We start from the raw sequence: 24,350 nt of genomic DNA, 5'->3' as shown, positions 1-24,350 counted from the left end.
ATTGCCATGAAGACGCTGACGCTGTTGCGCCACGCCAAATCCGGCTGGGACGATCCGGTCGCCCGCGATTTCGATCGCCCGCTCAACGCCAAGGGCAAGCGCGCCGCCGCGATGGTCGGCCGGCACATGCGGTCGCTGGACCTGGCGTTCGACCACGCAATCGCCTCGCCCGCGGTGCGCGTGGTGGAGACGCTTGCGGAGATCGAATCGGGCTATGGTCGGACGATCGCGCCGGCGATGGATCGGCGCGTGTATCTGGCCTCCGCAGTGACGTTGCTCGACGTGGTGCACGCCTTTCCGGCGGAGGCAACGCGCGCGCTGCTGATCGGGCATAATCCGGGGCTCGAAGATCTCGTGCTGATGCTCGTCGCCGACGGTGCGGACCCGCTGCGCGATGCGGTGGAGGACAAATATCCGACCGCGAGCATCGCCGAACTCGAGTTCGAGGGCGACTGGTCCGATCTGGCCGCCGGGACTGCTCGGCTGACCCGCTTCGTCCGCCCGCGCGACCTCGATCCGACGTTGGGTCCCGACGCCGACTGAGACGGCGCGACCCCGCGTGGCGGGGCCGCCTACGCCGCCGTCATTTGCCTTGCGCGCGCCACCGTTGGATCGTTCGGCCGATGATCTGATCCTCGCCGCCGATATCGCGCCATAGCTCGGAGAATAGCGGATCGGTGGAGGCGGGCTGCTTGGCCTCTTCCAGCGTGTCGAAGGCAACGCGGATCGGAATCGTCACGCCTTCGCCGCAGATGATGCATTCGCGGTTGCGCAAGGCCGGGATCGAATCGAGAAAGCCGCGCGCGCCTTCGGGCATGGCGGCGCGGACCAGCGCCTGATCGCGCTCGTTGTTGAGGCGCATCGCGATGATCGTGCCGCACTGCGACAGCACGCCCTCCGCGAGATCCGATGGACGCTGGGTGATCAGGCCGAGCGACACGCCGTATTTGCGGCCCTCCTTGGCGATCCGGCCGAGAATGCGGCCGACCGCGCTGGTCGCTTCCTGCCCCGCGGGAATGTAGCGATGCGCCTCCTCGCAGACGAGCAGGATCGGGCGTTGCGGTTCGTTGCGCGACCAGATCGCGAAGTCGAACGTCATCCGTGCCAGCACCGCGACGACCACCGCGGTGATGTCCGACGGCACGCCTGAGACGTCGATGATCGAGATTGGCTTGCCGTCGCCGGGCAGGCGGAAGATGCGGGCGAGGAAGCTCGCCATCGTGTCCGCGACCAGCATGCCAGAGAACATGAAGCCATAGCGCGGATCGGCCTTGATCTCGTCGATCTTGGTCTTCAGCCGCAGATACGGCGCGGTATCGCCGGCGCGATCCATCTTGCCCATCTCGGCGTTGATGATCGTCGTCAGATCGCTCAGCAGATACGGGACCGGCGCGTCGACCGTGAGCTTGGCGATCTCCTGGCCCAGCCGGCTCTTGGCCTTGGCGGCGAGCAGGCATTTGGCGAGGATATCCCCGTCGAATTGCCGCGCGGAGCCGCTGCTGGTCAGGAAGACCTCGCAATGCTCCTCGAAGTTCATCAGCCAGTACGGCATCTGCAGGTTCGACACGTCGTACAGCGCGCCGTTCGATGCGAATGCCGCGGCATATTCGCCGTGCGGATCGATCATCACGACATGGCCCTGCGGCGCCAGCTCGCAGATCCGGTGGAGGATCAGCGCGGCGGCGGTCGATTTGCCCGTGCCGGTCGACCCGACGAGCGCGAAATGCTTGCCGAGCATGGGATCGACATACAGCGCGGCGGGGATGTCGGCGGTCGGGTACACCGTCCCGATCGTGATGTTCGCGCGATCCTCCGCCGCGTAGACCTGTTGCAGATCCGCGGTAGTGATCGGGAACACCTCGCAGCCCGGCATCGGATACCGGGTTACGCCGCGCCGGAACCGGTCGAGATTGCCGGTCAGCGGCTCCTCGTCGCCCTCGCCGAGAAAATCGATCTCGGCGGCGATACAGGTGCCGGCATTGTCTTCGAGCTTGAGCGACCGGACATTTGCAACCAGCCACGTCGTGCCGACGCGCATCTTGACCTGGCTGCCAACCTGGCCCGCCGCCGCGACGACGCTGTCCGGATCGTCGCACAGCGCACCGATCGAGGCACGATCGAGCAACACGCGGCTGCTCGACCCGGCGATCGCGTACACGACGCCGATCGGGGCAGGCGGCGCCGCAAAGCCCGCAATGCCACCGGTCAGTGGTACGGCGCGCAAAAACGCATCGGGTCCCGGCATTTCACTCATTCTGGCAAGATCTCCAGTCATTTACGCGACCTCTTGCGCGCAAGAGCGTAAACATCCGGTGACGATGGTGAACCGACGCTAAACCCTGCGCGCGATCCAGCCCGCGGCCCAGCCGAGAAACACCGACAGCGCGACCGCGGCCAGGCCATAGACCACCGACGAGCGATCCGCCGCGCGCGCGACGAATCGCTCGAAGCCCGATTTGCGGATGTCGATGTCGCGCACCGCCGCCGCCAGCACGCGCCCGTCGCGGATCAGGAACGTCTCTGCGGTGAAGCGACCGACCGGGACGCGTGCGGGGATCGACACGCGTGCGCGGTAGAGGACGCCGTCGGTAATCTCCACCGCGCGCGGCGCTTCGTAATAGAGGCCGGCATTGCGCTTCAGGTCGACCAGTCCCTTTTGGAACCGGTCCTGCGTGTCGGCGGGCGCGCTGGATGCGGGCGACAATTGCAGGCTGTCGAGCCCGAGTTCGTAGATCGCGCGGGTCCGATCGTCGACGAGCCGGGCGATCGGCTTCGACGAGGCGATCGCGTAGAAGCTGGGGGCGGAGCGATAGCGCAAGCGCGAGGCGTTGACCCAGATCCCGGCGACCTTCTCCTTCTCGCGCATCAGGATCGACTGGGTGGGGCCCTTCACGACGACGACGATGTCGGTGGGCTGCTCGCCGGTCGGCAGCCGGCCGCCGGGATACAGGATCGCGCCGAACAGCAGGAGCTCGGCGCCGGTGAAGCTGTAGGCGATCTCGATATTGCGCTGCGACACGTCTGGGACGAGCACGGGCTTGGCCTGCGCCATCAGCAACGGGGCCAGCAGGACGAGCCAGGCCCTCACGAGAGCGTGACCGAGAAGATTTCCTCCGGGCGCCAGACGAGGCCGAGCAGGATCCGCACGCCGATCAGCAGCACCATCGTCGCGAGTGCCAGCCGCAGATATTCGGGGCGGAACTTGGTCGCGAACCGCGCGCCGATCTGCGCGCCGACGACCGAGCCGAGCAGCAGCAGCCCGGCCAGCACGATATCGACCGCCTTCGTCGTCGTCGCATGCACCATCGTCGCGACCGCGGTGACGAACAGAGTCTGGAACAAGGACGTGCCGACCACCACCGAGGTCGCCATGCCGAGCAGGTAGATCATCGCGGGAACGAGGATGAAGCCGCCGCCGATGCCGAGCAGGATCGTCAGGATGCCGGTGAAGAAGCCGAGCAACAACGGCGCGAGCGGCGAGATATACAGCCCTGAGGCGTAGAAGCGCGTCCGCAGCGGGAGTGCGGCGACGAGCGGGTGATGGCGGCGTTTGCGCGCCTTGGGCGGGCGGCCGGTGCGTGCGCGACCGATCGTGCCGATCGATTCCTTGGCCATCATGCTGCCGATCGACCCGAGCATGACGACATAGACGATCGCGATCACCGTATCGATCTGGCCGCTCTGCTGGAGCAGCCGGAACAGCCAGGCGCCGAAGAACGAGCCGAGGATGCCGCCCGCGACGAGCACCCCGCCCATCTTGGTATCGACACCCTTGCGCCGGAAATGCGCGAACACGCCCGAGACGCTCGCGCCGGTCACCTGGCTTGCCGAGGAGGCGGCGGCGACGGTAGGCGGGATGCCGTAGACGATCAGCAGCGGCGTTGTGAGAAAGCCGCCGCCGACCCCGAACATCCCCGACAACAGCCCGACGCCGCCGCCGAGCAGGATGATGACGAGCGCGTTGACCGACAGGTTGGCGACGGGGAGATACAGATCCACGTGTGCAGCGTTACACCGGATTGCGCGCGCGGGGCTAGGCTCGACTCGGTACCGATCGCGTTGTTGGGGAAAGGCATTAAAAGTCGCTGCCGATTGATAGTGCCGGGCCCGATCCGGGACGCGCATCCCCCGCGATCCGCTCTCGCCAGTCGAGCGTCAGGCGAAGCGATTTGCGCGCGATCGGCACCGTCGCGACGACCGATGGTCCGACATCGAACCGCGCCGCCGCACGCTGCGCACTGCCCCATGCGCCGATCCCGATATCGACGCGCGCCTTGCCGATCGTGCCGAGGGGATGGGTGACGCGCGCAGATGCGTCGATGAATCCCTCAAGCCCCTCGCGCACGATCGCGCCGCCTTGGCCATACGCCTCGATCCGGATGCCCGGTGCGATATTGGACGGGCCATAGCCGGCGATCACGCCGACCGTCGGCCCGCCGCGGCCGCCGTCGAGGACGAAGCGCTGCTCCGCGATCAGGCGGATCGGCAGTCTCAAGGGTTGCCATTCGACGCCGAGCGCGACTTCGCGGCCACGCCCCTTGAGCGGGGCGGCGATACGCGCGGCGAGGGCGACCCGTCGGTGTTGGCCCAGCGCGTAGGTGAACCGTATGCCACCTTGCGATGCGCCGAGCTGGCCGCCCGATACGGTGCCCGCCGGGCCGCCGCGGACGAGCAGCCACGCACTGCCGGTCAGCCGGCTCGTTCCCCGCAGCGGGTTTGGTGGTGCTTGGGGCGATGGGATCGGATCGATCCGACGATCGGGTGCGACACGCGCAGCCAGAATGATGAGACTGGCCTCGGGCTGCCGTTCGACCCGTCGAGGCAGACGCGGCTGCGGCTGCGGCTGCGGGATCGTTATCCGCGGACTGGCGCGAGCATGCTCGGTGGATAGAGCGGCGTGGTGTCGCGCAAGACCGGTGGCTGCGACGTTGGGAACAACAGCCGCGATCAGACGCGGGATGACGTCTGCAGTCGGCACCGCTCTGATCTCGGGTAGGAGCACCGCGATCCGGATCGCCACCCATCCCCCAACGGCCAGCGCAAGGAAACGAAGAGGGCGCCCGCCCGTCATCCCGCGCAGGTGGTGACGACATCGGGGGCTTGCGGATCGACGGAGTCCGGGGCCGTACAGCTCGGTGGCGCAACGACGGGCAGCAGGTCGGGAAATTCGTGACGCGTCTTGTCCCATACCGGTGTGGCACCGCGCAGCATGCCGATATAGCGCAGCACCGCGCGGGGAGCGGCGACCAGCGAAACGAGATTGCCAACGAAGAAGCGCGGCAACGCCCAGATCGCCTCGCGCAGCCCGTAACTTCGCCCCGTGAACAGCATCCGGATCGCCAGCCGCCAGCCGAGCAAGGCGGTGTTGATCATCAACATCCCCGTCATGAGCGGGTTGGCGCGGTCGGTATAGGGCCTCGCCTCGCCCAAAACGCCGTGAAGTATCAGCGATACCCCCCAGACCGGTATTGCGAGATAGGCGACTGCGAGGATCAGGACTGCGAGCGGCGCACGGCGATCACGCATCCGCATCCAGTGATCGGTCAAAGCATAAGGTCGCGCCCAGCCGGTCCGATCCCAGCCGGCCAGCGCGATACCCGTCATCCAGCGGGTCTTCTGGCGGATCGATTCAGCCATCGTCCCCGGAAAATACGCACGGACAGTGACGACGGTACCGGCACCGTCGACCGCAACCCGCGCGAAGATGCCGCGCGCGCCGATCTCGGCCAGGCGAATCCCTAGTTCGTAATCCTCGGTCAGGCTGCTCGCATCGAACGGATCGCCGTCGCGCGCCTGCGCGATCTTCGCGAGCATCGCCGGGCGGATCGCACAACCGGTCCCGGCAAGCGGCATCGCGGCGCCGAGCGCGGTCCTGACGATGATCTGCTTGGCGTGTGATTCGGCGAATTCGTCGGCATAATGCCCGGACACCAGCCGTGCACCGCGATTGACGAGTGGCAGGACGGGCAGTTGCACCACCTCATACCGGTCGATCAGGCTGTCGAAAACGTGCAGCTCTTGGGCGTGCACGACGTCTTCGGCGTCGTGCAGCACGATCGCCTTGCTGTTCCGGCCTTCGCACGCGTCGTCAAGACGCAGCGCGTGCCACAGCGTGTTGAGGCAGTCGGCCTTGGTGGTCGGCCCGTCGCGCGATCCGATGACGAGGCGGACCCGCGAATCGTAGTCGGCAACGCGCTTGGCAGCGTCGATCGTACCGTGGTCATTAGGGTATAGGCCGACATAGATGCGATAATCGTCATGGTCGTAGCGATCGAGCGCGGCGGACAGCATCGCGCCGATCACCGCGACCTCGTCCCACGCCGGGACGAACACCGCGATCGGGCCCGAGCTACGGGGCGGCGGCAAGGTCGCCAGACTCAGCGGGGCCTGACGACCCCGCCGGATCCGGTACGCGATGAAGATGAGGTCGACCAGCAGATCATCGATACCGCCGAGGAACAGTCCTACGCCCGCGAACAGCAAGGTTTCGCGGGCCACGCCGTCGATGATCCATAACGACTCGATCATGCTCACCCCCGATCCGAAGGGTACAGCAGGATAGACCCGTTCCGGATTCAGTCGGATCCAGATCGGATGTTTGCAATAATAGTCACCGCGGCCTCCCTGTTATTACGGAGACCATCTTACCGTTTAGCCGTGCCGCATACCGGTGCAGATTACGGCCGGTCGCGCCCGCCGCCGCCGGTGTTGCCGCCAGCGCCGCCGCCGCCGGCCCCTGCCGCACCGACGGTGCCGATGTTGCCGAACAGATCCTGGAAGAAGCCGCGTTCGCGACCCAGCGTCGGCGTCGTCTTGCCGTACGGCTTGACCGCGGCGACCTGATCGAGCCCACCGCGACGGATCGCGGTGACGGTGCCCTGCTGGTCGAAGCTGATCTGCAGCGTGATCTGCGCGTTGGGCCGCGGGTTGCGGAACGCCAGGTTGCGGCTGTCGCGCGCGAGGTAATACCAGTCGCCCTGGTCGAACTGGCCCGCCAGCGTCGGCTTGCCCAGCGTCTGGAGCACCGACTGGCGGTTATCCACGCCCGGCTGGACCGAATTGACGAGGTCGGTATCGACGACATAGCCCTGGTGCGAGCGCAACTGGGTGCAGCCCGCGCTGGCCAGCGTAACGACCGCGAGGGCGGCGGCGAGACCCGTACGGGCGGAAAACACGCTCATATAAACTCCCAACCGGGGCACGCGAAAACACGTGACGGTTTCGATGCGATTGCATCGGCCGCCGATCGCCTCGATATGCGAGGATGCGCGGGCAAACAAGCCAGAGCGCGGTCGATGGTCGAAGGACGACGTATTGAGCTGGTTGGGAAGACTGTTCGGCGAGAAGCCGGACGAAGCGCTGCCGCTGTATACCGCCGTCGTGACGCGGGCGCGGGCGGCGCATTGGTATCAAGCGGGCGCGGTGCCGGACACCGTCGACGGCCGGTTCGACATGATCGCGACTCTGCTCGCGATCGTGATGCTGCGACTCGAGTCGGAACCCGCTGGCGGCGACCCCGCCGCGCGGCTTGCCGAACGCTTCGTCGACGACATGGACGGCCAGCTGCGTGAAATCGGGATCGGCGACATCATCGTCGGCAAGCATATCGGCAAGATGATGAGCATGCTGGGCGGCCGACTCGGCGCGTACCGCGACGGGCTGGCCGCAGGCGATATCGCGCCGGCGCTCGTGCGCAACCTGTACCGCGGGGCCGCGCCCGATGCTGCCGCGCTGGCGCATGTGCGCGAGTCGCTGATGGCGTTCCATGCCGGACTGACGACCAAATCCCTTCCCGATCTACTTGCTGGAGACCTGCCGTGAGCCCCGAATTCAGCCGTCCGGAACGTCTCGACACGATCGGCGAGCGCGAGCGGATCGTCGAGATCGCCGCCACCGAGAGCGAGCGCGCCGCGCTGGCGAAGCGGTTTTCGCTCGTCTCGATCTCCCGGCTGGAGGCGCGGCTCGGCATCAAGCGCAACGACCGCGGCATCGTGGTGAAGGGCCGCGTGACCGGCGCGGCGGTGCAGGCCTGTTCGGTAACCGACGAGCCGCTCGACACGCGGATCGACGAACCCGTCGAGCTTCTCTTCGTCGAGCGGCTGGTAGCGGAGGGCGACGAGGTCGAACTGTCCGACGACGCGCTCGACACGGTCGCGATCGAGGGCGGCACGATCGATCTGGGCGAGGCGGCGGCAGACACGCTGGCGCTGTCGGTCGATCCGTTCCCGCGCGGGCCCAATGCGGCAGCCGCGCTGGCGGCGGCGGGCGTGATCAGCGAGGACGAGTTCCGCCCCGCCAATGCGTTTGCGGATCTCCAGGCAAGGATGGCGGCCAAGTCGTAAGGCGGGCGCGCGTGCCGGCCCTGGCGGCGTGCCTCAGCCGCCCGGGCGGACGGCCAGCAGCGTCGCCACCTTCGCCTTGAACGCGCGCAGCGATGCGCCCGACAGTTGCGCGACGCCCGCGAACGATACCGCGCGCGGATTGATCGCCGCGCCGTTCTTCCACACTTCCCAATGCAGATGCGGGCCGGTCGACAGGCCGGTCGAGCCGACATAGCCGATCACCTGCCCCTGCCGCACGCGCGTGCCCGACGACACCGCGATCCGGCTCATATGGCCATAGCCGCTCGCCATGCCGCCGCCATGCGTCAGCTTAACGAAATTGCCATAGCCGCCGGTCCGCCCCGCGAACGCGACGACGCCGTCGGTCATCGCGTGGATCGGCGTACCATAGGGCGCGCCGATATCGAGCCCCTTGTGCATCCGCGTGAAGCGCAGCAGCGGATGCACGCGCAACCCGAAGGTGGAGGTGATGCGGCCCGATACGGGCAGGCCGGATACCGCGCGCCGCTCGGTCTGGCCGTTGGCGTCGAACCAGCCGTCCGTCCGCGACGCGCCGGCCCCGTCGCGCTCGCCCTCGCGCTCCGCACCGTCGGGCCCGAAGCGCACGAGCTGCACCTTGCGGCGGCCCTGATCGATCCCGGCGAACAGCAGCTCGCCGATCTGCGTCTCGCCGGTCGCGGCGCGCTGGCGTTCAATGATCAGGTCGAAACTGTCCGCAGCGCCGACATCGCGACCGATCGACAGGCGAGTCGCGAGCGCCTTGATATAGGATTCGACAGCCTTGGCGGGCACGCCTGCCGCGCGCATCGACCGGTACAGGCTCGATCCGACAAGGCCCTGGATCCGCAGCGGCGTCGCGTCGATCGCGATCGGCTTGCGGTGCATCGCCAGCCCGCCCGCGGTGCGCGTCAGCGCGAGCTCGAGATCGAACCGCGCACGCAGATCGAGCGCTTCGAGCGGCCGGGCGACGGTGCGGTCGGGGCGACGACCGAGCGTCAGCGCGATCCGCGTGCCCGCGGCGATGGAATCGAGCGGCACCGCCTGCGCAACCATCGTGGCGGCGGCATTTGCATCGGCACGCCCGACGCCGGCCCGCATCAGGACGCGGTCGAGTCGGTCGCCCTCGCCGAGCGTCGCGGAGAGGTTCACGGTCGGGCGCTCGGGGGCTTCGGTCAGCGGCGCGACGAGGTCGTTGGCGGCCATCCGCCGGCCGGTCGCCGCACCTTGGCCGATCGCGGTGATTCCCTGCGCGCGCGCCTCGTCCCATTCCGCTCCGACGAGCGGCGGAGGTACCGCACCGACCAGCGGCTGGATGCCCGGCGCCAGCGCCCATGTCGCCACGCACAGCGCGGTGCACGTCGCAACGCCGCGCCACCAGTCGAGGCTGCCAATCTGTGCACCCAGGTCCGGAACCCAGTCGATCGACGTCGCCGCGGTGCGCAGCGGGATGCGCGGGCTCGGCGGTGAAGCGGACGACGGCACGCGCAGGCCGCGAGGCCCCTGCATGCCAGCCAGTCCATATTCCGGATCGTCCCGTAGAAACACGCGTGCTGCCTTGGTGGTTGAAGAACATGGTCGAAGCGGCAAGCAGTGTCGTCGACTTAGAGTCACCGACCTGGTTCGCCGTACAAGGGACAGAGGAAACCCCTCTGCCGTAAAATAGGTGAAAGTCGACTTAAGTGGCGCCTTTTGGACCTATGGTCGCGACGAAACGGTGGCGCGTCGCGGCGAGGGCTAGTCGAGCAGCAGGAATGCGGTGATCGTCAGGCGCCCGAGCAGCGGATCGTCGCTGAGCACAGCGTCCGATGCGATTACGCCGCTGTGCAGCGACGCGCTGCGATAGATCACCGCCCGGTTATACCGCGCCTCGACCTGCGCGATCTGCTCGAACTGCGGCGTCGATCCGGCGATATAGGAGGGCGCCGGCGGTGCGCCCTGCGCCAGTTCGGCGTTGAGCCGCGCATAATAGTCCGCCGCCCGCGCGGCATCGAGCGTCTCAGTACCCGTCGCGCGGTGGCGGTAGAACGCGGTGCCGTCGCGGCTTTCGGGGCTGAGATAATGCACCAGCGCGATCCGCCCCGGATCGACCGCATCGACATGCGGCAGTCGCTGCGCCAGCGTCAGGCGATCGGCAGGCGTCGTCACCATCGCATAGCTCGCGTCGATCAGCGCGGCCTCGGCATTATGATAGAAGACGCCCGATAGCACCGCGGCGAGGGCAGGCCCGACCTCAGCGAGATAGTCCGGCGGCAACGCAGCCCGCAGCCCGGGATAATGGTTGCGCCCCGGCTCGAACGTCTGCGCCGCCGCATGGGCACGCAGCGCATCGGGATCGGGGTGGAAGTTGTCGACGATCGCGAGCGGTTGCGCCTGAGTGCCGATCTGGCGCGCAGAAATGGCCGGGCGGATCATTCGCCGCGGCTGCTAGGGCTGATGGTTATCGGTATGTGCGGGTTTCGGCTCGATCGGGCGCAGCTCATGCTGCCGAATACCCCAAGCGTTACCGTACGGCCAACCGATTGCTCCATAACTGATTGGTTTTGTCATCCTTGTTGCCGTCGGGGGCGACGTCTCTATGCTGGCCCAACAGACAGGCTGGGGTGATGAGCGCACATGATTTCGAAGATTTCCGTATTCACCGGCGTGTCGGTCGCCGCGCTTCTGGTCTCCGGCGCGCAGGCGCAGCGCCCGACGCCCGCGGCCCAGGCCGCACCGGTCGCCGCCCTCGTGAAGTCGGTGGATATCCCGTACCAGCAGTTCACGCTGAAGAATGGCCTGCGCGTCGTGGTGCACACCGATCGCAAGGCGCCCGTCGTCGCGGTGTCGGTCTGGTATAATGTCGGGTCGAAGTTCGAACCCAAGGGCAAGACCGGGTTCGCGCATCTGTTCGAACATCTGATGTTCAACGGCTCCGAAAACGCGCCCGGCGATTTCTTCGAACCGCTCAAACAGGTCGGCGCGACCGACTTCAACGGCACCACCTATTTCGACCGCACCAATTATTTCGAGACGGTGCCGACCGCGGCGCTCGATCGCGCGCTGTTCCTCGAATCGGATCGCATGGGCTATCTCACCGGCGCGATAACGCAGGGCGTGCTCGACGAGCAGCGCGGCGTCGTCCAGAACGAGAAGCGCCAGGGCGACAACCAGCCTTACGGGCTGACGCAGTACAAGGTCACCGAGGGGCTGTTCCCCGCGACGCATCCGTACGGCCACACCACGATCGGCTCGATGGCGGATCTCGATGCCGCGTCGCTGCAGACGGTGAAGGACTGGTTCAAGGATCATTACGGCCCGAACAACGCGGTGCTGGTGCTGGCCGGCGACGTCGATGCGGCGACCGGCAAGCGCCTCGCGGAGCAGTATTTCGGCGGCATTCCGAAGGGGCCGGAGAGCGTCGTGCCTGCCGCACCGATCCCGACGCTGCCCGCGCCGGTCAGCGAGACGATCAAGGACCGCGTCGCCGCGGTGATGATCAGCCGCAACTGGGTCGTGCCCGGGCTGAACGACAAGGACGGCACCGCGCTGGACGTCGCGGCGGGCGTGCTGGGCGGCCTTGCCAGCAGCCGGTTCGACACCGCGCTGGTCAAGAAGGAGAAGCTGGTCACGCGGATCTCTGCCGAGAACAGCAGCTTCAGCCAGCTCGGCATGTTCGAGATCCAGGCGATCGTCCGCGAGGGCGTCGACCCGGCGATCGTGACCAAGCGGATCGACGAGATCCTCGCCGATTTCCTCAAGAACGGCCCGACCGCCGATGAGGTCAGCCGGGTCGCGACGACGACGGCGGCGCGCCGGATGGAGGGGCTCGAATCGGTTGGCGGCTTCGGCGGCAAGGCGGTCGCGCTGGCCGAGGGCACGCTGTATTCGAACGATCCCGGCTTCTACAAGAAACAGCTTCTCCAGCTCGCTGCGGAAACGCCGGCGAGCGTGCGGGCGGCGGCGGCCAAGTGGCTGTCGCGGCCGGCTTATTCGCTGACCGTCGTGCCTGGCGCGCGCGATGCCTATGCCAATGCGGTCGTGCCGCCCAAGGCCGTCGTCGTGCCCGCGCCCGAGGCGCCGCCAAAGGGCACGCGCGGACCGCTGCCCGCGGTCGGCCAGATCGCGGGGCTCAGCTTCCCGACGATCGAGCGCACGCGTCTCGCGAACGGGATCGAGCTTGTCTATGCGCAGCGCGACGCGGTGCCGGTGACGCAGGCGGTGCTCAGCTTCGATGCCGGCGTCGCGGCGGATGTTCCGGGAAAGCTCGGCACGCAGAAGCTGACGCTGTCGATGATGGACGAGGGGACCGCGACTCGCGATTCGGTCGCGCTGGCCGAGGCCAAGGAGCGGCTCGGTGCGGAGATCGGCTCGGGCGCGTCGAACGACCGGACATTCCTGTCATTGCAGGTACCGAGCGCGAACTTGGCGCCCGCGGTCGATCTGTTCGCCGACATCGCGCAGAACCCGGCCTTCGCCGATGCCGAGGTCGCGCGCGTCAAGAACCAGCAGCTCGCGCAGATCGCGCAGGAACTGACCAGCCCGCAGGGACTGGCGACGCGCGTCCTGCCGAAGCTGCTCGGGCCGACCTCGCCCTATGCCAAGGCGCAGGGCAGCGGCGATCCCAAGGCGGTCGCGGCGCTGACCCGCGCAGACCTTGTTGCGTTCCAGCAGGCATGGCTGCGCCCCGACAAGGCGAAGATCTTCGTCGTCAGCGATCGTCCGCTCGCCGAGGTGAAGGCGGCGCTCGAGGCGCGGTTCGGGACATGGCGGCCGACCGGTGCGGCGGGCACCAAGGTCTTCCCGGCGACCGTGACGCCGTCCGCGCCGAAGATCGTCCTGATCGACCGGCCGGACAGCCCGCAATCGGTGATCATCGCCGGCGTGCCGACCGGATTGAAGGGCACGCAGGACCTGTTGCCGATCGCAACCGCGAACGACGCGCTCGGCGGCAGCTTCCTCGGTCGCGTCAACATGGACCTGCGCGAGAGCAAGCACTGGTCCTACGGCGTGTCGGGGCGGTTCCAGGCATCGGAAAACGCCGCGCCCTATATCCTGTCGGCGCCGGTGCAGGCGGACCAGACCGGCCCGTCGATCGCCGCACTGCGCAGCGATATCGGCGCGTTCCTCGGCAAGGAGCCGATGACGCAGGCCGAGTTCGATCGCGCCATCAACGGTGCGATCCGATCGCTGTCGGGCAATTTCGAAACATCGGACGCCGTATTGGGGGCGATGCAGCAGAACGACCTGCTCAAGCGGCCCGACGATTATTATGCGACGATTACCCAGCGCTATCAGGGGCTTAACCTCAATCAGCTTAGTAGTGCCATTCAGCAGGCACTCGACCCGAAGAAGACGATCTGGGTCGTGGTCGGCGATGCGAAGACGGTGCGGCCGCAGCTTGACAGCATCGGCCTGCCGGTCGAGGTCATCCCCGCGGCGTCGGTTGCCGGCGCCCAGTAATCAGAGCTGTGATTCAGGAGAGAAATATAATGGCGAACGTCGATGGCAGCTGGGATTGCGTGGTCAAGTCGCCGCTGGGTGACCAGAAGATGACGCTGACCGTGAACAGCGCGGGCGACACGTTCACCGGTGCGGTGTCGGGCGCGATGGGCGGCATGGACGTCACCGGCGAGGTCGAGGGCGACACGATCACCTGGAAGCAGAGCATGACCGTGCCGATGCCGATGACGCTCGACTGCAAGGCGACCGTCGAGGACGACATGCTCAAGGGCAGCGTCGCGGCCGGCGCGTTTGGCAGCTTCCCGCTGACCGGCACGCGGACGGCCTGATGCGCCCGTACGGCGATCAAGGCCCGTACGACGATCAGGGACTGTGAAGCCGTGCCCTCCGCCAACACCGTCATCCCAGCGAACGCTGGGATCTCTCGGTGCGGCGGGTGGCATCTGCCAAGTGGGAGACCCTAGCGTTCGCTGGGGTGACGGCTTTGCAATACGGGTAACCGCGCGTTCGGCATGGTGATCCAAACTATGAGAGAGGCCTGCCTTTCCGACCCGGAAAGGCGGGCCTTTTCTTTTTCGGTCCGGGAGGGAAGGAAAAAGACAATGATATCGATGCCCCGTTTGCTCACCGCCTGCGCGCTGGCCGCGCTCGTCGCCGCTGCAACCGCCCCCGCTACCGCGCAGAACTACGACGAACGCCCCGCCAAGATGGCGCCGCGCGACGTCGGCTACGACTATGTGCGCAAAGTCGTCGAAATCCCGATGCGCGACGGGGTGAAGCTGCACACCGTGATCATTGTCCCCAAGGGCGCGAAGGATGCGGGCATCCTGATGACGCGCACGCCGTACGACGCCGACGGCCAGACCAAGGTCGATAGCGGCACCTATGCGGGGATCCTCGAGCATGGCGACGGCGCGGGCGACGTGATCGCGGCGGCGGGCTATATCCGCGTGATCCAAGACGTCCGCGGGATGCACGCGTCGGAGGGCATCTACATGATGAACCCCGCGCGCGCCGGCACCGCGCAGAACCCGACCAAGACCGACGATTCGACCGACACCTACGACACGATCGACTGGCTGGTGAAGCACGTCCCCGAATCGAACGGGCGCGTGGGGATCAGCGGGATCAGCTATGACGGCTTCCTGCCGCTGATGGCGCTGATCAATCCGCATCCGGCGCTCAAGGTCTCGGTGCCGATGAACCCGATGGTCGATGGCTGGCGCGGCGACGACTGGTTCCACAACGGCGCGTTCCGCGAGGGCATGATGCCCTATATCCTCGGGCAGGAAGCGACTAAGGACGCGGGCACGCCGTGGATCACCGACACCGCGGACGATTACGACTATTATCTCAAGGGCGGCTCGGCCGGCGCGATCGGGAAGGCTCAGGGGCTCGAGCAGCTGGGCTTCTGGCGCAAGATCACGCAGCATCCGGCGTATGATTCGTTCTGGTCGAGCCAGGCGATGGACACCGTGCTCGCGGGCCAGCCGCTCAAGGTGCCGACTCTGATCGTCGGGGGCTTGTGGGATCAGGAGGATATCTACGGCGCGCCCGCGGTCTACCGCGCGCTCGAGCCCAAGGACACCGCCAACGACATGGTCTATCTGTCGATGGGCCCCTGGTATCACGGGCAGGAGGTGCGCGACGGCAGCGCGCTGGGCGCGATCAAATGGGATGCCGACACCGCCAAATGGTGGCGCTGGCACGTGCTCGCGCCGTTCCTCGCGCATTATCTCAAGAGCGACCAGCCGGCGATGGACGTCGCGCCCGTCACGATGTTCCAGTCGGGCCGTAACGAGTGGCAGAAGCTCGACAAGTGGCCGACCGCGCCCGTCGCTGGCACGCCGCTCTATCTCAAGCCCGGCGGCGCGCTCGGCTTCCAGGCGACGGGCGGCGCGGCGACCACTGCGGACTATATTTCCGATCCGGCGGCCCCGGTCAGCTACCGCGTGCGCCCGACGCTGCCGACCTATGCGAGCGGATCGACGTGGAAACAGTGGCTGGTCGACGATCAGCGCGCGGTTTCGGGCCGTCCCGACGTGCTCACCTTCACGACGGATGCGCTGACCACCCCGACGATGATCGCGGGCGTGCCGGAAGTAAACCTGACCGCGTCGACCAGCGGCACCGACAGCGACTGGGTCGTCAAGCTGATCGACGTCTATCCCGACGTCAATCCGGGCGACAAGGCGATGGCGGGCTATCAACTCTCGGTCGCGATGGACATCTTCCGCGGGCGCTACCGCGAAGATCTGGCGGTCGCCAAGCCGATCGCCGCGAACGTGCCGCTGAAATACAAGTTCGCGCTGCCGACGACCAATCACGTGTTCCTGCCGGGGCACAAGATCATGGTGCAGGTGCAGTCGAGCTGGTTCCCGCTCTACGATCGCAACCCGCAAACCTTCGTCCCGAACATCTTTTTTGCACAACCAAAGGATTATGTTCGAGCGACACAGAAGGTGACCGTCTCGGGTTCGGACGAGAGCTTCATCAGCCTGCCGCTGGCCAGGTGACACATCTACATCACCCCGGACGGAATCCGGGGTGATGTAAGAAAAGAACTGTCCTGCGTATATTGGAGTTTGGCAACGTAACTGGTTCTTAGGAGGCGCTGCGGCATACAGCCGTCGCACCAACAGACCGGACCGCCGATGACACGCCTCCCCCTGATCGCGCCGAACCCGCCGCGGCTGAGCGAGCATCTCGACGCGCTGCGCCGGGTCGAGGCATCGGGGGTGTTCAGCAACAACGGCCCCGAGGTCCGCGCGTTCGAGGCAGGCGTCACTCAGGCGCTGTTCGGCGGCCATGGTGCCTGCCTCGCGGTCGGCAACGCGACGCTCGGGTTGATGCTCGCGATCCGGCATGCCTCGGGGATGCGGACCGGGGGGCTGAACCCCAACCAGGGCACGCTCGCGTTGATGCCCGCGCTGACCTTCGCAGCGACCGCACAGGCGGCGGCATGGGCAGGGCTCACCCCGCTGATCTGCGATATCGATCCCGACGACTGGGCCGCATGCGCGTTGGAGGAGGAGCGGCTGCTCGCCCGGCATGGCGAGCGGGTCGGCGTGGTCGTGCCCTATGCGACGTTCGGTAATGCGATCGATCTGGAGCGGTACGTCTATTTCCAGCAGCGCTACGGCGTCGGCGTGGTGGTCGATGCGGCGTCGTCGCTCGGGACGCTCGACGATGCGGGGCTGGGCTTTGGCGCCTGCGCGCCGTTCGCGGTGGTCCATTCGATGCACGCGACCAAGACGTTCGCGGTGGGCGAGGGCGGGTTGATCCACAGCGGCGATATCGATCTGATCGCGACGCTACGGTCGATGGGCAATTTCGGGTTCGAGGGCAGCCGCAACGCGACGCTGCCGGGGATCAACGCCAAGCTGCCCGAAATCACCGCGATCATCGCGCAGGCGAAGCTCGCCGAAATCGATTCGGTCGCCGACCACCGCGCCGCGCTCGAACAGGCCTATCGCGCGGCCTTGCCCGGCTTCCAGTTCCAGTCGGTGTCGGGCCAGCGCCGCGCGATGCAGTTCATGCCGGTGCTGCTGCCCGAGCGGCTCGCGCATCACCGCGATTCGATCGTCGAGAGTATCGAGGCGTCGGGCGTCGGCTGCGGTCGCTATTTCAGCCCGCACCTCGGCGAACAGCCCTGGTTCCAGGCGACCGCGATGATCGAGCCGACCCCGGTCGCGGACAAGATCGCGGGGCGGATGCTGTCGTTGCCGATCACCGATGCGATGTCGGTCGACGATGCGCGACGGGCGTCGGCGGCGCTGACGGATGCGTGCGCGGCGATCCTCCGCCCGCTCGATCGCCGCGCGTTGGTGCGCGGGCCTGGTGATGCGGTGGCGTCGGTGATCGTGATCGGCGGTGGTCCGGCGGGCACCGCGATGCTCACCGCGGCGACCAAGCGCGGCCTGCTTCCCGACTTTGCCGCATCCGGGCTGATGGTGATCGAGCGGAGCGGCGCGATCGGCGGTGGCCGGCTCGGCCGCTATGCGATCACTTCCGATTCGACCGCGCAGACCTTCCTGACCGCAGTGCGCGACAACACGCATCCCGAACTCGCGCGGCTGGTCGATCATCCCGCGGGGCGAGCGGTGGCAGCGCATATCGATGCGCTCGGCGTGCCGCTGACCGAGGTCGGTCCGCTGTTGCGCGCGACCGGCGACCGGCTGACCGACATCGTCCGCGCGAATGGCGGCGTCGTGCTGACCGGGCACGAGGCGTTGGGTGTCCGGCGGGTCGGCGAAGGCGTGTGGAGCGTGCAGCTGCGGCGCTTGTCCGACGGGCATGTGTTCGATCAGTTGGCGCGCAACATCGTCGTCGCGACCGGCGGTCACCAGCCGCTCGACCGGCTTGCGACCCAGCGTGTCGCGGGAGGGCAACTGGCGGACCTCGCAAGCGGGCGGCTGATGCAGTCGGACGACGTGTTGACGGTGGGCGGGTTCGAAAAGGTTGCCGATATCCTTACCGGCAAGCGCAACCCGAGGATCGCGGTCGTCGGCGGGTCGACCAGCGCGCTCACGACGATCGCGCTGCTGCTGAAGCGCCAGCCTGGGCTGCCGCTGGGGGCAGGGGCGATCACCTTGCTCCACCGGCGACCGTTGCGTCCCTTCTATCATTCGGTCGAGGCTGCGCATGCCGAGGGTTTCACCGATTTCGGTCCGGACGACATCTGCCCGGTTTCGGGGTTCGTCTACCGGCTCGCGGGCTTTCGCCTCGAGGCGCGCGACCTGGTGCTGCGGATGCTGCGCGTCGACGGTCGCGCGCCCGATCCTCGCGTGGCGCTGCACCGCATCGCGGCCGACGACGACGCCGCCGCGCGGACGATCATCGAAGAGGCGGACCTGGTCATCGCGGCGCTCGGCTATCGACCGATCGCGGTGCCGATCGCCGACCGCGACGGGCTGCCGATCCCGCTTGCCGCGCAGGACGGGAAGCCGATGGTCGATCGCCATTGCCGGATCGTCGATGGCGACGGCGCACCGATTGCGGGACTATACGGGCTGGGCCTCGCCGCGGGGTTCGTGCCCTGGGGGCCGCTTGGCGGCGAGCCAAGTTTCTCGGGCCAAGCCAACGGCTTATGGCTATGGCAGAATGATGTGGGCCTTATGATCGTCGATCAGGTGATGGCGTCGCAGGTCATGGCGGCAGCGTGAGTTAGACGGGAATGCAGAAGGATATGCGGCAGGATGCGCCCATGGACATGGGGGTAGGCGCGCCGGGGGCGAGCCCCGCGGTCAGTGTCGTGATGGCGGCGTATAACGGCGCGGGACTGATCGGGGAGACGCTCGCCAGCCTTCAGGTGCAGACCTTTACCGATTTCGAGGTGATCGTCGTCGACGACTGCTCGACCGATAACACGCGCGACGTGGTGCGGGCCTGGCCAGATCCGCGCGTGCGACTGGTCGAGATGGCGCGCAATGGCGGTCCGGTGCTCGCACGCAATCGCGGTTTTGCGGAGGCGCGCGGCCGCTACATCGCCGCGCTCGACCATGACGACATCTGCCGCCCCGATCGTTTCGCGCGACAGGTGGCGTATCTCGATGCGCATCCCGACACCGTGTTGCTGGGCACCGCCGCCGATCTGCTGACCGAGGGCGTGGTCGGCCCGTCGCGCTATGCGCCGTCCACCACGCCCGCGCTGGTCGCGTGGCTGACCTGCATCGAAAATCCGCTGGTCTGGTCGTCGACGATGATGCGCACCGCGGTTGCGCGGCGACTCGATCCGGTGACCCGGCCCGAACTCCTCTATGCGGAGGATTTCGACCTGTATCAGCGGATCCAGCATTTCGGCGCGATCGCGCGGCTCGATGCGGCGCTGGTGCTGTACCGGGTTCATCCGGGCGGCGTCTCGAAGCGGTTCGTCGATACGATGGAGGCGGCATCGGTCCGTGTGCTGACCGAGCGCTACGCACGGCTGTTCGACGATCGCGCGGAGCGGGTCGCGACGCTGATCATGCTGCACAACATGGCGAGGCGGCCGGTGCCCGATCGCGCCGCGCTGGCGACGCTGGGGAGTGCGCTGAGCGTGATCCAGGCGGATTTTCTGGCGACGCACGATTGCTCGCCGCACGATATCCGGCTGATCCGCTGGGAAACCGCGCGACGCTGGGGCGATATCGGCCGGGCGGGGTTGCGGGCGGGGACGGTGCGGCTTGCCGACGTACTGGCGGTCAGGCCCGACCATCTGGGGCTTGGCTATGCCGGGCTGGAGGCGTTGCTCTGGTCGGGGCTGATCGGCGGCGTGCGGCGCGCACGCCAGCGTATGGAGCAGAGCCGGATGGCGCAGACCGCGGGCTAGCCCCCGAGTCCGCGCCTGTTTGTCAGACCTTGGCGGCGTAGATCATCCGGCCCGCACCCAGTCGTGCGAACACTTGGTCCAGATCGCGCTCGCCGACCGCGAAGCAACCCTGGCTGCGACCGAGCATGCCGTGGCTCTCGATCATGTCCTTGTTGGCGTACCAAGCCGAATGGACGACGATCGCGCGATCGAGCGCGTTGTCGTTGGTCGGATCGAGGCCGATCAGGCGCTGCGACCGGCCATGCTTGCCGACATAATAATCATCGGTGACGAATGCGCCCTCGGACGAGGCGTTCGAGCCGAAGCGGTTCGAGAAGCGCTCGAGATAGCCGGTATGCGCAGGGTCGGAGCCGCTGCCATGCGCGACCAGCAACGACGTGCTGCGCCCGCTTGCCAGGTCGATAAAGTGGAAACGCGGCTTGCCCGACGGCGCCGCGAAATCGGCGATCGCGATCCGGTCACGGTTCGGGATGCGGCTGCCGTGGCGGCTGAGCGATGCCATCGCCTGGCGCAACAGATCGGGGCGAACGACACGCGGCGAGGTTACCGCGACCGTCGTGCGCGGCAGCGGTGGCTGCGTCATCGGCTTGAGATCACGCGCCGTCAGCGGGCGTCCGAGTCGAGTCGTTGCGGATACCGCCCCCGGTACCGCCAGAGCCCCCGCCAAAACCAAACCGTTCTTCAGAAGCGCGCGTCGTTCGCGCACAAGACCTTGCTCGTCGTGCATCGATTTTCCCGAAATTGCCCCAGTTCCCGTAAGCATCGCTATAACCGATTTTCGGTGAATATTCTGCAACCATTTCCACTGGTTGTGGGTCCGTTCCTTCGAACCACCCCGGCTTGGGGTCGGTTCGTCGACTCATCGCGTCGGCACATTCCCCGCGGTCGAACGTTGACTGGCGGATCGAGACTCGGGAACGGATGGACAGATGAGCGGGATGGCGCGGTCGTTGAAGGCGTACGGGTTGGCGATCGTGCTGGGCATGGGCGCCACCCCGGCGCTGGCCTCGTCCGCCGCGGCCATCGCCGCGATGCCGATCGAGCAGGCCGCGACCGAGCTGTCGCCGAACCAGTTCGTCTGGAAGGACAATGGCTCGGGCGAGCCCGTCAGCATCGTGATCAGCCTGATGGAGCAACGTGCCTTCGTCTATCGCGGGTCGACGATGATCGCGGCGACCACCATTTCCAGCGGCAAGGATGGCAAGGACACACCGCTCGGCACCTATCCGATCCTGCAGAAGAACGCGGTCCACAAGTCGAGCCTGTATAACGATGCGTCGATGCCGTTCATGCAGCGGCTGACCTGGGACGGCATCGCGATCCATGCGGGGCGGAATCCGGGCTTTCCCGATTCGCACGGCTGCATCCGCGTGCCGCTCGGCTTTGCGAAACAGTTGTTTGGGGTGACGACGCTGGGGACGACCGTGACGGTCACGGACGATTTCGAGGGCGGAGTGATGCCGCCCGAGCCCGTCGTGGATCAGGAGACGGCGGTCGCGAATCTCGCCCAGTCGGTCTCGCTACAATAATAAAGGCTAGCGCACCGTCATCCAGAGGCTCGTCAGGATGCGTGCTGTTTCGCGATCGGCAGTCCGAGTGCGACCAACCGCGCGCGGAAATCTGCCGCGGTCGTGAAAAGCACCGATTCGATGCCCAGCGCCTGCGCGGCCGCCACGTTCGCTGCATTGTCGTCGACGAACACCGCGTCCTCCGCGGCCAGCCCGAATCGATCGAGCGCCAGCCGATAGATCGCCGCGTCCGGCTTCACCATCTTCTCCTCGCCCGACACGACGATGTCGCGGAACCGGTCGAACAGCTGCGCTTCGCGCGCGCGGAAGGGTGGCCAGAACTCGTGGCTGAAGTTCGTGATCGCGAACAGCGGGACGCCGGCCGAATCCAGCTCCTCGACGATCGCATGCATGCCTGCGATCCCCGCACCAATGCTCTCGTTGAATCGCGGCCCCCAGGCGGCGATCAACGCGGCATGCTGCGGATACAGCGCGGCAAGCTCCGCCGAGGTGTCGGCGAAGTCACGGCCAGCATCGTGCTGGAAATGCCAATCGATCGTCACGACGTCGCGCAGGAACGCGTCGAGCGCCCGATCGTCGTCGATCAGGCGCTCGTACAGGATCCGGGGATCCCAGTCGTACAGGACACGACCGACGTCGAAGATGACGGCGGTAGTCAGGGCGTTAGCCCTGGCGTGCCTTGAAGCGACGGTTGGTCTTGTTGATGACGTAGGTACGGCCACGACGACGGATCACGCGGTTATCGCGGTGACGATCCTTGAGCGACTTCAGGGAATTGCGGATCTTCATGATCGATTCGCTTCTTTTCAAATCTAGGTGTGCGGAAAGACGGGATCGCCTAATGGCGGGGTGTGTCCAAGTCAAGCAATGGACACGCTCAAGCCATCCGGGAACCCACCCGGCTGGTCCGAGCGTTACTATGGCGCAACATTCTAAGGAAGTCCCGATGGCGGTTCGTTCGATCCTGGTCCTGGCGCTGGCAGGCGCATCCCTCACTGCGTGCGCGACCGGCCCGTCGCTGCCGCCGACCGAGGTGCTGCGCTATCACCTGGGCGAACCGATCGACCGTGGCACGATCGCGGTGCAGCCCCTCACCGGTGGCGGCCCCGCCAGCCTCGAGTTCAAGACCTATGCCGCCGCGGTCCAGGGCGAACTGCTCAAGGCTGGCTATAGCGTGCCGATGGCCGGCGCAAAGCCGTTGCTGGTCGCGACCGTCGGCTTCACGCGGACGACGCAGGCCGGGCCGCCCAAGCGGTCGCCGATCAGCATCGGTCTGGGCGGCGGCGGCTTCAGCGGCGGTCGTGGCGGCGGCGGCGTCGGGCTTGGCGGCGGTGTAGGCTTCCCGATCGGCGGCGGCGGGAGCACCGCGATCCTTGTGTCCGAGCTGTCGGTGACGATCAAGCGCACCGCCGACCAGTCGCCGGTCTGGGAAGGCCGTGCCCAGTCGTTCGCCGATGCGCGCAAGGACGACGCACGGACCGATATCCAAGCCGACAAGCTCGCCCGCGCATTGTTCATGGGGTTCCCCGGCGAGTCCGGTCGCACTATTCAGGTGAAATGAACGCAAACGCCATGAACCCGACCATCAACGCCGCTTTCGATGGCGGCAACATTCGCGTTGTCGCCATCGACGGAGACCGAATCGATCTGGAGATCGTCGCGGATCACCAGTCCGACTTCTTCCAGTGGTTCTATTTCCGGGTGGCAGGGGCGGCCGGGCGGACGCTGACCTATCGCATCCTCAATGCGGGTACGTCGGCCTATCCGTTCGGCTGGCCGGGCTACGAGACGCGCGCCAGCACCGATCGGCAGGCGTGGCGGATGATCGAGACGCGCTATGCGGACGGCGTGCTCGAGTTCGACTTCACCTCGGAGACCGATCTCGCCTGGTTCGCCTATTTCGCGCCGTACACGATGGAAATGCACGAAGCGCTGGTAGCACGCACCGCGTTGCTGCCGGGCGTCGCGCACCGCGAGCTCGGCCAGTCGCTCGACGGGCAGGCGATCGACTGCTTCACGATCGGCAGCGGCCCCAAGCAGGTCTGGATCTATGGTCGCCAGCATCCCGGCGAATCGATGACCGAATGGTGGATGGAAGGCGCGCTCGAGCGGCTGACCGATTCGGCCGATCCGATCACCGCCGACCTGCTGGCGAAGGCGACCTTCAACGTCGTCCCCAACATGAACCCCGACGGCACGCGGCGCGGCCATCTGCGCACCAACGCGGTCGGCGTGAACCTTAACCGCGAATGGCACACGCCCAGCCTCGACAAGAGCCCCGAAGTCCTGTGCGTCCGCAACGCGATGGACCTAACCGGTGTCGACGTCGCGATGGACATCCATGGCGACGAGGCGATCCCGGCGAACTTCATCGCGGGGTTCGAAGGCATCCCGTCTTGGACCGACGCGCACGGCGAGAAATTCTACGACTACGGCCGGCGGCTTGCGGCGCACACGCCCGATTTCCAGACCGAGAAGGGCTATCCTAAGTCCGCACCCGGCACGGCCAACCTGTCGATGTCGACCAACCAGCTTGCCGAGCGGTTCGGCGCGGTATCGATGACGCTCGAGATGCCGTTCAAGGATCACGATGCGAACCCCGATGCCGAGTATGGCTGGTCGCCTGAGCGGTCGAAGAAGCTTGCGCACGCGATGCTCGAAACGCTCGCCGACATGATCGGCGAGATTTGATGTTCTCGCGCCCGTCATCCTGACGAAAGTCAGGATCCA

At 66.9% G+C, this 24,350-nt stretch carries 22 protein-coding genes; 11 read left to right on the top strand and 11 right to left on the bottom strand.

From position 1 onward, the window contains the following. Window positions 1-6 precede the first annotated feature (6 nt). Window positions 7-543: a histidine phosphatase family protein gene (locus EV283_RS06495; protein ID WP_130323577.1), complete on the top strand. Its 537-nt coding sequence runs from the start codon at window positions 7-9 to the stop codon at window positions 541-543. A gap of 40 nt (window positions 544-583) precedes the next feature. Here EV283_RS06495 and EV283_RS06490 read toward each other — a convergent pair whose 3' ends face one another. From EV283_RS06490 to bamE, 6 genes are all read right to left on the bottom strand, one after another. Beyond that, entirely contained in the window at window positions 584-2,254 is a 1,671-nt protein-coding gene (locus tag EV283_RS06490) for a DUF87 domain-containing protein (protein WP_130323575.1), read from the bottom strand. 78 nt (window positions 2,255-2,332) lie between these two features. Beyond that, window positions 2,333-3,052, bottom strand: coding sequence for a TIGR02186 family protein (locus EV283_RS06485; RefSeq protein WP_056419693.1), 720 nt, complete (start codon window positions 3,050-3,052; stop codon window positions 2,333-2,335). 32 nt (window positions 3,053-3,084) lie between these two features. Next, the gene (locus tag EV283_RS06480) at window positions 3,085-3,999 is read right to left on the bottom strand and encodes a sulfite exporter TauE/SafE family protein (protein ID WP_056419048.1); all 915 of its coding nucleotides are present in this window, start codon (window positions 3,997-3,999) and stop codon (window positions 3,085-3,087) included. A 76-nt stretch (window positions 4,000-4,075) separates the two neighbouring features. Next, complete coding sequence (locus EV283_RS06475) at window positions 4,076-5,020, bottom strand: hypothetical protein (protein ID WP_242615811.1); 945 nt, start codon at window positions 5,018-5,020, stop codon at window positions 4,076-4,078. Window positions 5,021-5,067: 47 nt separating this feature from the next. Then, entirely contained in the window at window positions 5,068-6,528 is a 1,461-nt protein-coding gene (locus EV283_RS06470; protein ID WP_130323571.1) for a glycosyl transferase family protein, read from the bottom strand. Window positions 6,529-6,677: 149 nt separating this feature from the next. Further along, complete coding sequence (gene bamE, locus EV283_RS06465) at window positions 6,678-7,181, bottom strand: outer membrane protein assembly factor BamE (RefSeq protein WP_056419040.1); 504 nt, start codon at window positions 7,179-7,181, stop codon at window positions 6,678-6,680. A gap of 133 nt (window positions 7,182-7,314) precedes the next feature. Here bamE and EV283_RS06460 point away from each other — a divergent pair, with 133 nt between their 5' ends. After that, window positions 7,315-7,821, top strand: a complete 507-nt coding sequence (locus tag EV283_RS06460) for a ubiquinol-cytochrome C chaperone family protein (protein ID WP_242615810.1) — start codon at window positions 7,315-7,317, stop codon at window positions 7,819-7,821. Then, window positions 7,818-8,342 (top strand): DUF177 domain-containing protein, encoded by a 525-nt coding sequence (locus tag EV283_RS06455; RefSeq protein ID WP_056419037.1) that lies wholly within the window; start codon window positions 7,818-7,820, stop codon window positions 8,340-8,342. The genes EV283_RS06460 and EV283_RS06455 overlap by 4 nt, the downstream gene beginning before the upstream one ends. A gap of 33 nt (window positions 8,343-8,375) precedes the next feature. Here EV283_RS06455 and EV283_RS06450 read toward each other — a convergent pair whose 3' ends face one another. Continuing rightward, complete coding sequence (locus EV283_RS06450; RefSeq protein ID WP_130323569.1) at window positions 8,376-9,848, bottom strand: M23 family metallopeptidase; 1,473 nt, start codon at window positions 9,846-9,848, stop codon at window positions 8,376-8,378. A 228-nt stretch (window positions 9,849-10,076) separates the two neighbouring features. Further along, entirely contained in the window at window positions 10,077-10,754 is a 678-nt protein-coding gene (locus tag EV283_RS06445) for a DUF6445 family protein (protein WP_130323567.1), read from the bottom strand. 201 nt (window positions 10,755-10,955) lie between these two features. Between EV283_RS06445 and EV283_RS06440 the strand changes: the two genes are divergently transcribed. From EV283_RS06440 to EV283_RS06420, 5 genes are all read left to right on the top strand, one after another. After that, window positions 10,956-13,781 (top strand): pitrilysin family protein, encoded by a 2,826-nt coding sequence (locus tag EV283_RS06440; RefSeq protein WP_130323565.1) that lies wholly within the window; start codon window positions 10,956-10,958, stop codon window positions 13,779-13,781. A 29-nt stretch (window positions 13,782-13,810) separates the two neighbouring features. Next, a complete protein-coding gene (locus EV283_RS06435) occupies window positions 13,811-14,110 on the top strand; it encodes a hypothetical protein (protein WP_056419020.1) in 300 nt (99 codons plus the stop codon). Window positions 14,111-14,383: 273 nt separating this feature from the next. Next, window positions 14,384-16,297, top strand: a complete 1,914-nt coding sequence (locus EV283_RS06430; RefSeq protein ID WP_347400205.1) for a CocE/NonD family hydrolase — start codon at window positions 14,384-14,386, stop codon at window positions 16,295-16,297. 138 nt (window positions 16,298-16,435) lie between these two features. Then, a complete protein-coding gene (locus EV283_RS06425; RefSeq protein ID WP_130323562.1) occupies window positions 16,436-18,946 on the top strand; it encodes a DegT/DnrJ/EryC1/StrS family aminotransferase in 2,511 nt (836 codons plus the stop codon). Window positions 18,947-18,987: 41 nt separating this feature from the next. Next, complete coding sequence (locus EV283_RS06420; RefSeq protein WP_242615809.1) at window positions 18,988-20,091, top strand: glycosyltransferase family 2 protein; 1,104 nt, start codon at window positions 18,988-18,990, stop codon at window positions 20,089-20,091. Between the two features lie 22 nt (window positions 20,092-20,113). On the opposite strand, the gene EV283_RS06415 is transcribed toward EV283_RS06420, so the two are convergent. Next, window positions 20,114-20,818, bottom strand: a complete 705-nt coding sequence (locus EV283_RS06415; protein WP_056419014.1) for a murein L,D-transpeptidase catalytic domain family protein — start codon at window positions 20,816-20,818, stop codon at window positions 20,114-20,116. A gap of 202 nt (window positions 20,819-21,020) precedes the next feature. On the opposite strand from EV283_RS06415, the gene EV283_RS06410 reads away from it, so the two are divergent. After that, window positions 21,021-21,620, top strand: a complete 600-nt coding sequence (locus tag EV283_RS06410) for a L,D-transpeptidase family protein (protein WP_242615808.1) — start codon at window positions 21,021-21,023, stop codon at window positions 21,618-21,620. Window positions 21,621-21,652: 32 nt separating this feature from the next. Here the strand turns inward: EV283_RS06410 and EV283_RS06405 are convergent, their stop codons facing one another. Both EV283_RS06405 and ykgO read right to left on the bottom strand, forming a co-directional pair. Next, complete coding sequence (locus EV283_RS06405) at window positions 21,653-22,279, bottom strand: HAD-IA family hydrolase (RefSeq protein WP_130323992.1); 627 nt, start codon at window positions 22,277-22,279, stop codon at window positions 21,653-21,655. A gap of 4 nt (window positions 22,280-22,283) precedes the next feature. Then, on the bottom strand, window positions 22,284-22,409 hold the full coding sequence (ykgO, locus tag EV283_RS06400; RefSeq protein ID WP_003046794.1) for a type B 50S ribosomal protein L36: 126 nt from the start codon (window positions 22,407-22,409) through the stop codon (window positions 22,284-22,286). Between the two features lie 157 nt (window positions 22,410-22,566). Here ykgO and EV283_RS06395 point away from each other — a divergent pair, with 157 nt between their 5' ends. Together EV283_RS06395 and EV283_RS06390 are read left to right on the top strand one after the other, a co-directional pair. Further along, complete coding sequence (locus EV283_RS06395) at window positions 22,567-23,181, top strand: DUF4136 domain-containing protein (protein ID WP_056419010.1); 615 nt, start codon at window positions 22,567-22,569, stop codon at window positions 23,179-23,181. 11 nt (window positions 23,182-23,192) lie between these two features. Then, a complete protein-coding gene (locus EV283_RS06390; RefSeq protein WP_130323990.1) occupies window positions 23,193-24,311 on the top strand; it encodes a M14-type cytosolic carboxypeptidase in 1,119 nt (372 codons plus the stop codon). The last annotated feature ends 39 nt before the right edge of the window (window positions 24,312-24,350 follow it).

The sequence above is a fragment of the Sphingomonas sp. BK036 genome, from assembly GCF_004216825.1.
GTDB lineage: Bacteria > Pseudomonadota > Alphaproteobacteria > Sphingomonadales > Sphingomonadaceae > Sphingomonas.
Note: the sequence above shows the minus strand (reverse complement) of the source record. Positions and strands in the feature narration are given on the sequence as shown.

Excerpts from the sequence above, each read along its gene's own strand:
- EV283_RS06485 (WP_056419693.1), bottom strand. The coding sequence starts at position 3,052 with ATGGCGCAGGCCAAGCCCGTGCTCGTCCCAGACGTGTCGCAGCGCAAT.
- EV283_RS06425 (WP_130323562.1), top strand. The coding sequence starts at position 16,436 with ATGACACGCCTCCCCCTGATCGCGCCGAACCCGCCGCGGCTGAGCGAG.
- EV283_RS06435 (WP_056419020.1), top strand. The coding sequence starts at position 13,811 with ATGGCGAACGTCGATGGCAGCTGGGATTGCGTGGTCAAGTCGCCGCTG.
- EV283_RS06420 (WP_242615809.1), top strand. The coding sequence starts at position 18,988 with ATGGACATGGGGGTAGGCGCGCCGGGGGCGAGCCCCGCGGTCAGTGTC.
- EV283_RS06430 (WP_347400205.1), top strand. The coding sequence starts at position 14,384 with ATGATATCGATGCCCCGTTTGCTCACCGCCTGCGCGCTGGCCGCGCTC.
- EV283_RS06440 (WP_130323565.1), top strand. The coding sequence starts at position 10,956 with ATGATTTCGAAGATTTCCGTATTCACCGGCGTGTCGGTCGCCGCGCTT.
- bamE (WP_056419040.1), bottom strand. The coding sequence starts at position 7,181 with ATGAGCGTGTTTTCCGCCCGTACGGGTCTCGCCGCCGCCCTCGCGGTC.
- EV283_RS06495 (WP_130323577.1), top strand. The coding sequence starts at position 7 with ATGAAGACGCTGACGCTGTTGCGCCACGCCAAATCCGGCTGGGACGAT.
- EV283_RS06470 (WP_130323571.1), bottom strand. The coding sequence starts at position 6,528 with ATGATCGAGTCGTTATGGATCATCGACGGCGTGGCCCGCGAAACCTTG.
- EV283_RS06410 (WP_242615808.1), top strand. The coding sequence starts at position 21,021 with ATGAGCGGGATGGCGCGGTCGTTGAAGGCGTACGGGTTGGCGATCGTG.
- EV283_RS06450 (WP_130323569.1), bottom strand. The coding sequence starts at position 9,848 with ATGCAGGGGCCTCGCGGCCTGCGCGTGCCGTCGTCCGCTTCACCGCCG.
- EV283_RS06395 (WP_056419010.1), top strand. The coding sequence starts at position 22,567 with ATGGCGGTTCGTTCGATCCTGGTCCTGGCGCTGGCAGGCGCATCCCTC.
- EV283_RS06490 (WP_130323575.1), bottom strand. The coding sequence starts at position 2,254 with ATGAGTGAAATGCCGGGACCCGATGCGTTTTTGCGCGCCGTACCACTG.
- EV283_RS06445 (WP_130323567.1), bottom strand. The coding sequence starts at position 10,754 with ATGATCCGCCCGGCCATTTCTGCGCGCCAGATCGGCACTCAGGCGCAA.
- EV283_RS06390 (WP_130323990.1), top strand. The coding sequence starts at position 23,193 with ATGAACCCGACCATCAACGCCGCTTTCGATGGCGGCAACATTCGCGTT.
- EV283_RS06415 (WP_056419014.1), bottom strand. The coding sequence starts at position 20,818 with ATGCACGACGAGCAAGGTCTTGTGCGCGAACGACGCGCGCTTCTGAAG.
- ykgO (WP_003046794.1), bottom strand. The coding sequence starts at position 22,409 with ATGAAGATCCGCAATTCCCTGAAGTCGCTCAAGGATCGTCACCGCGAT.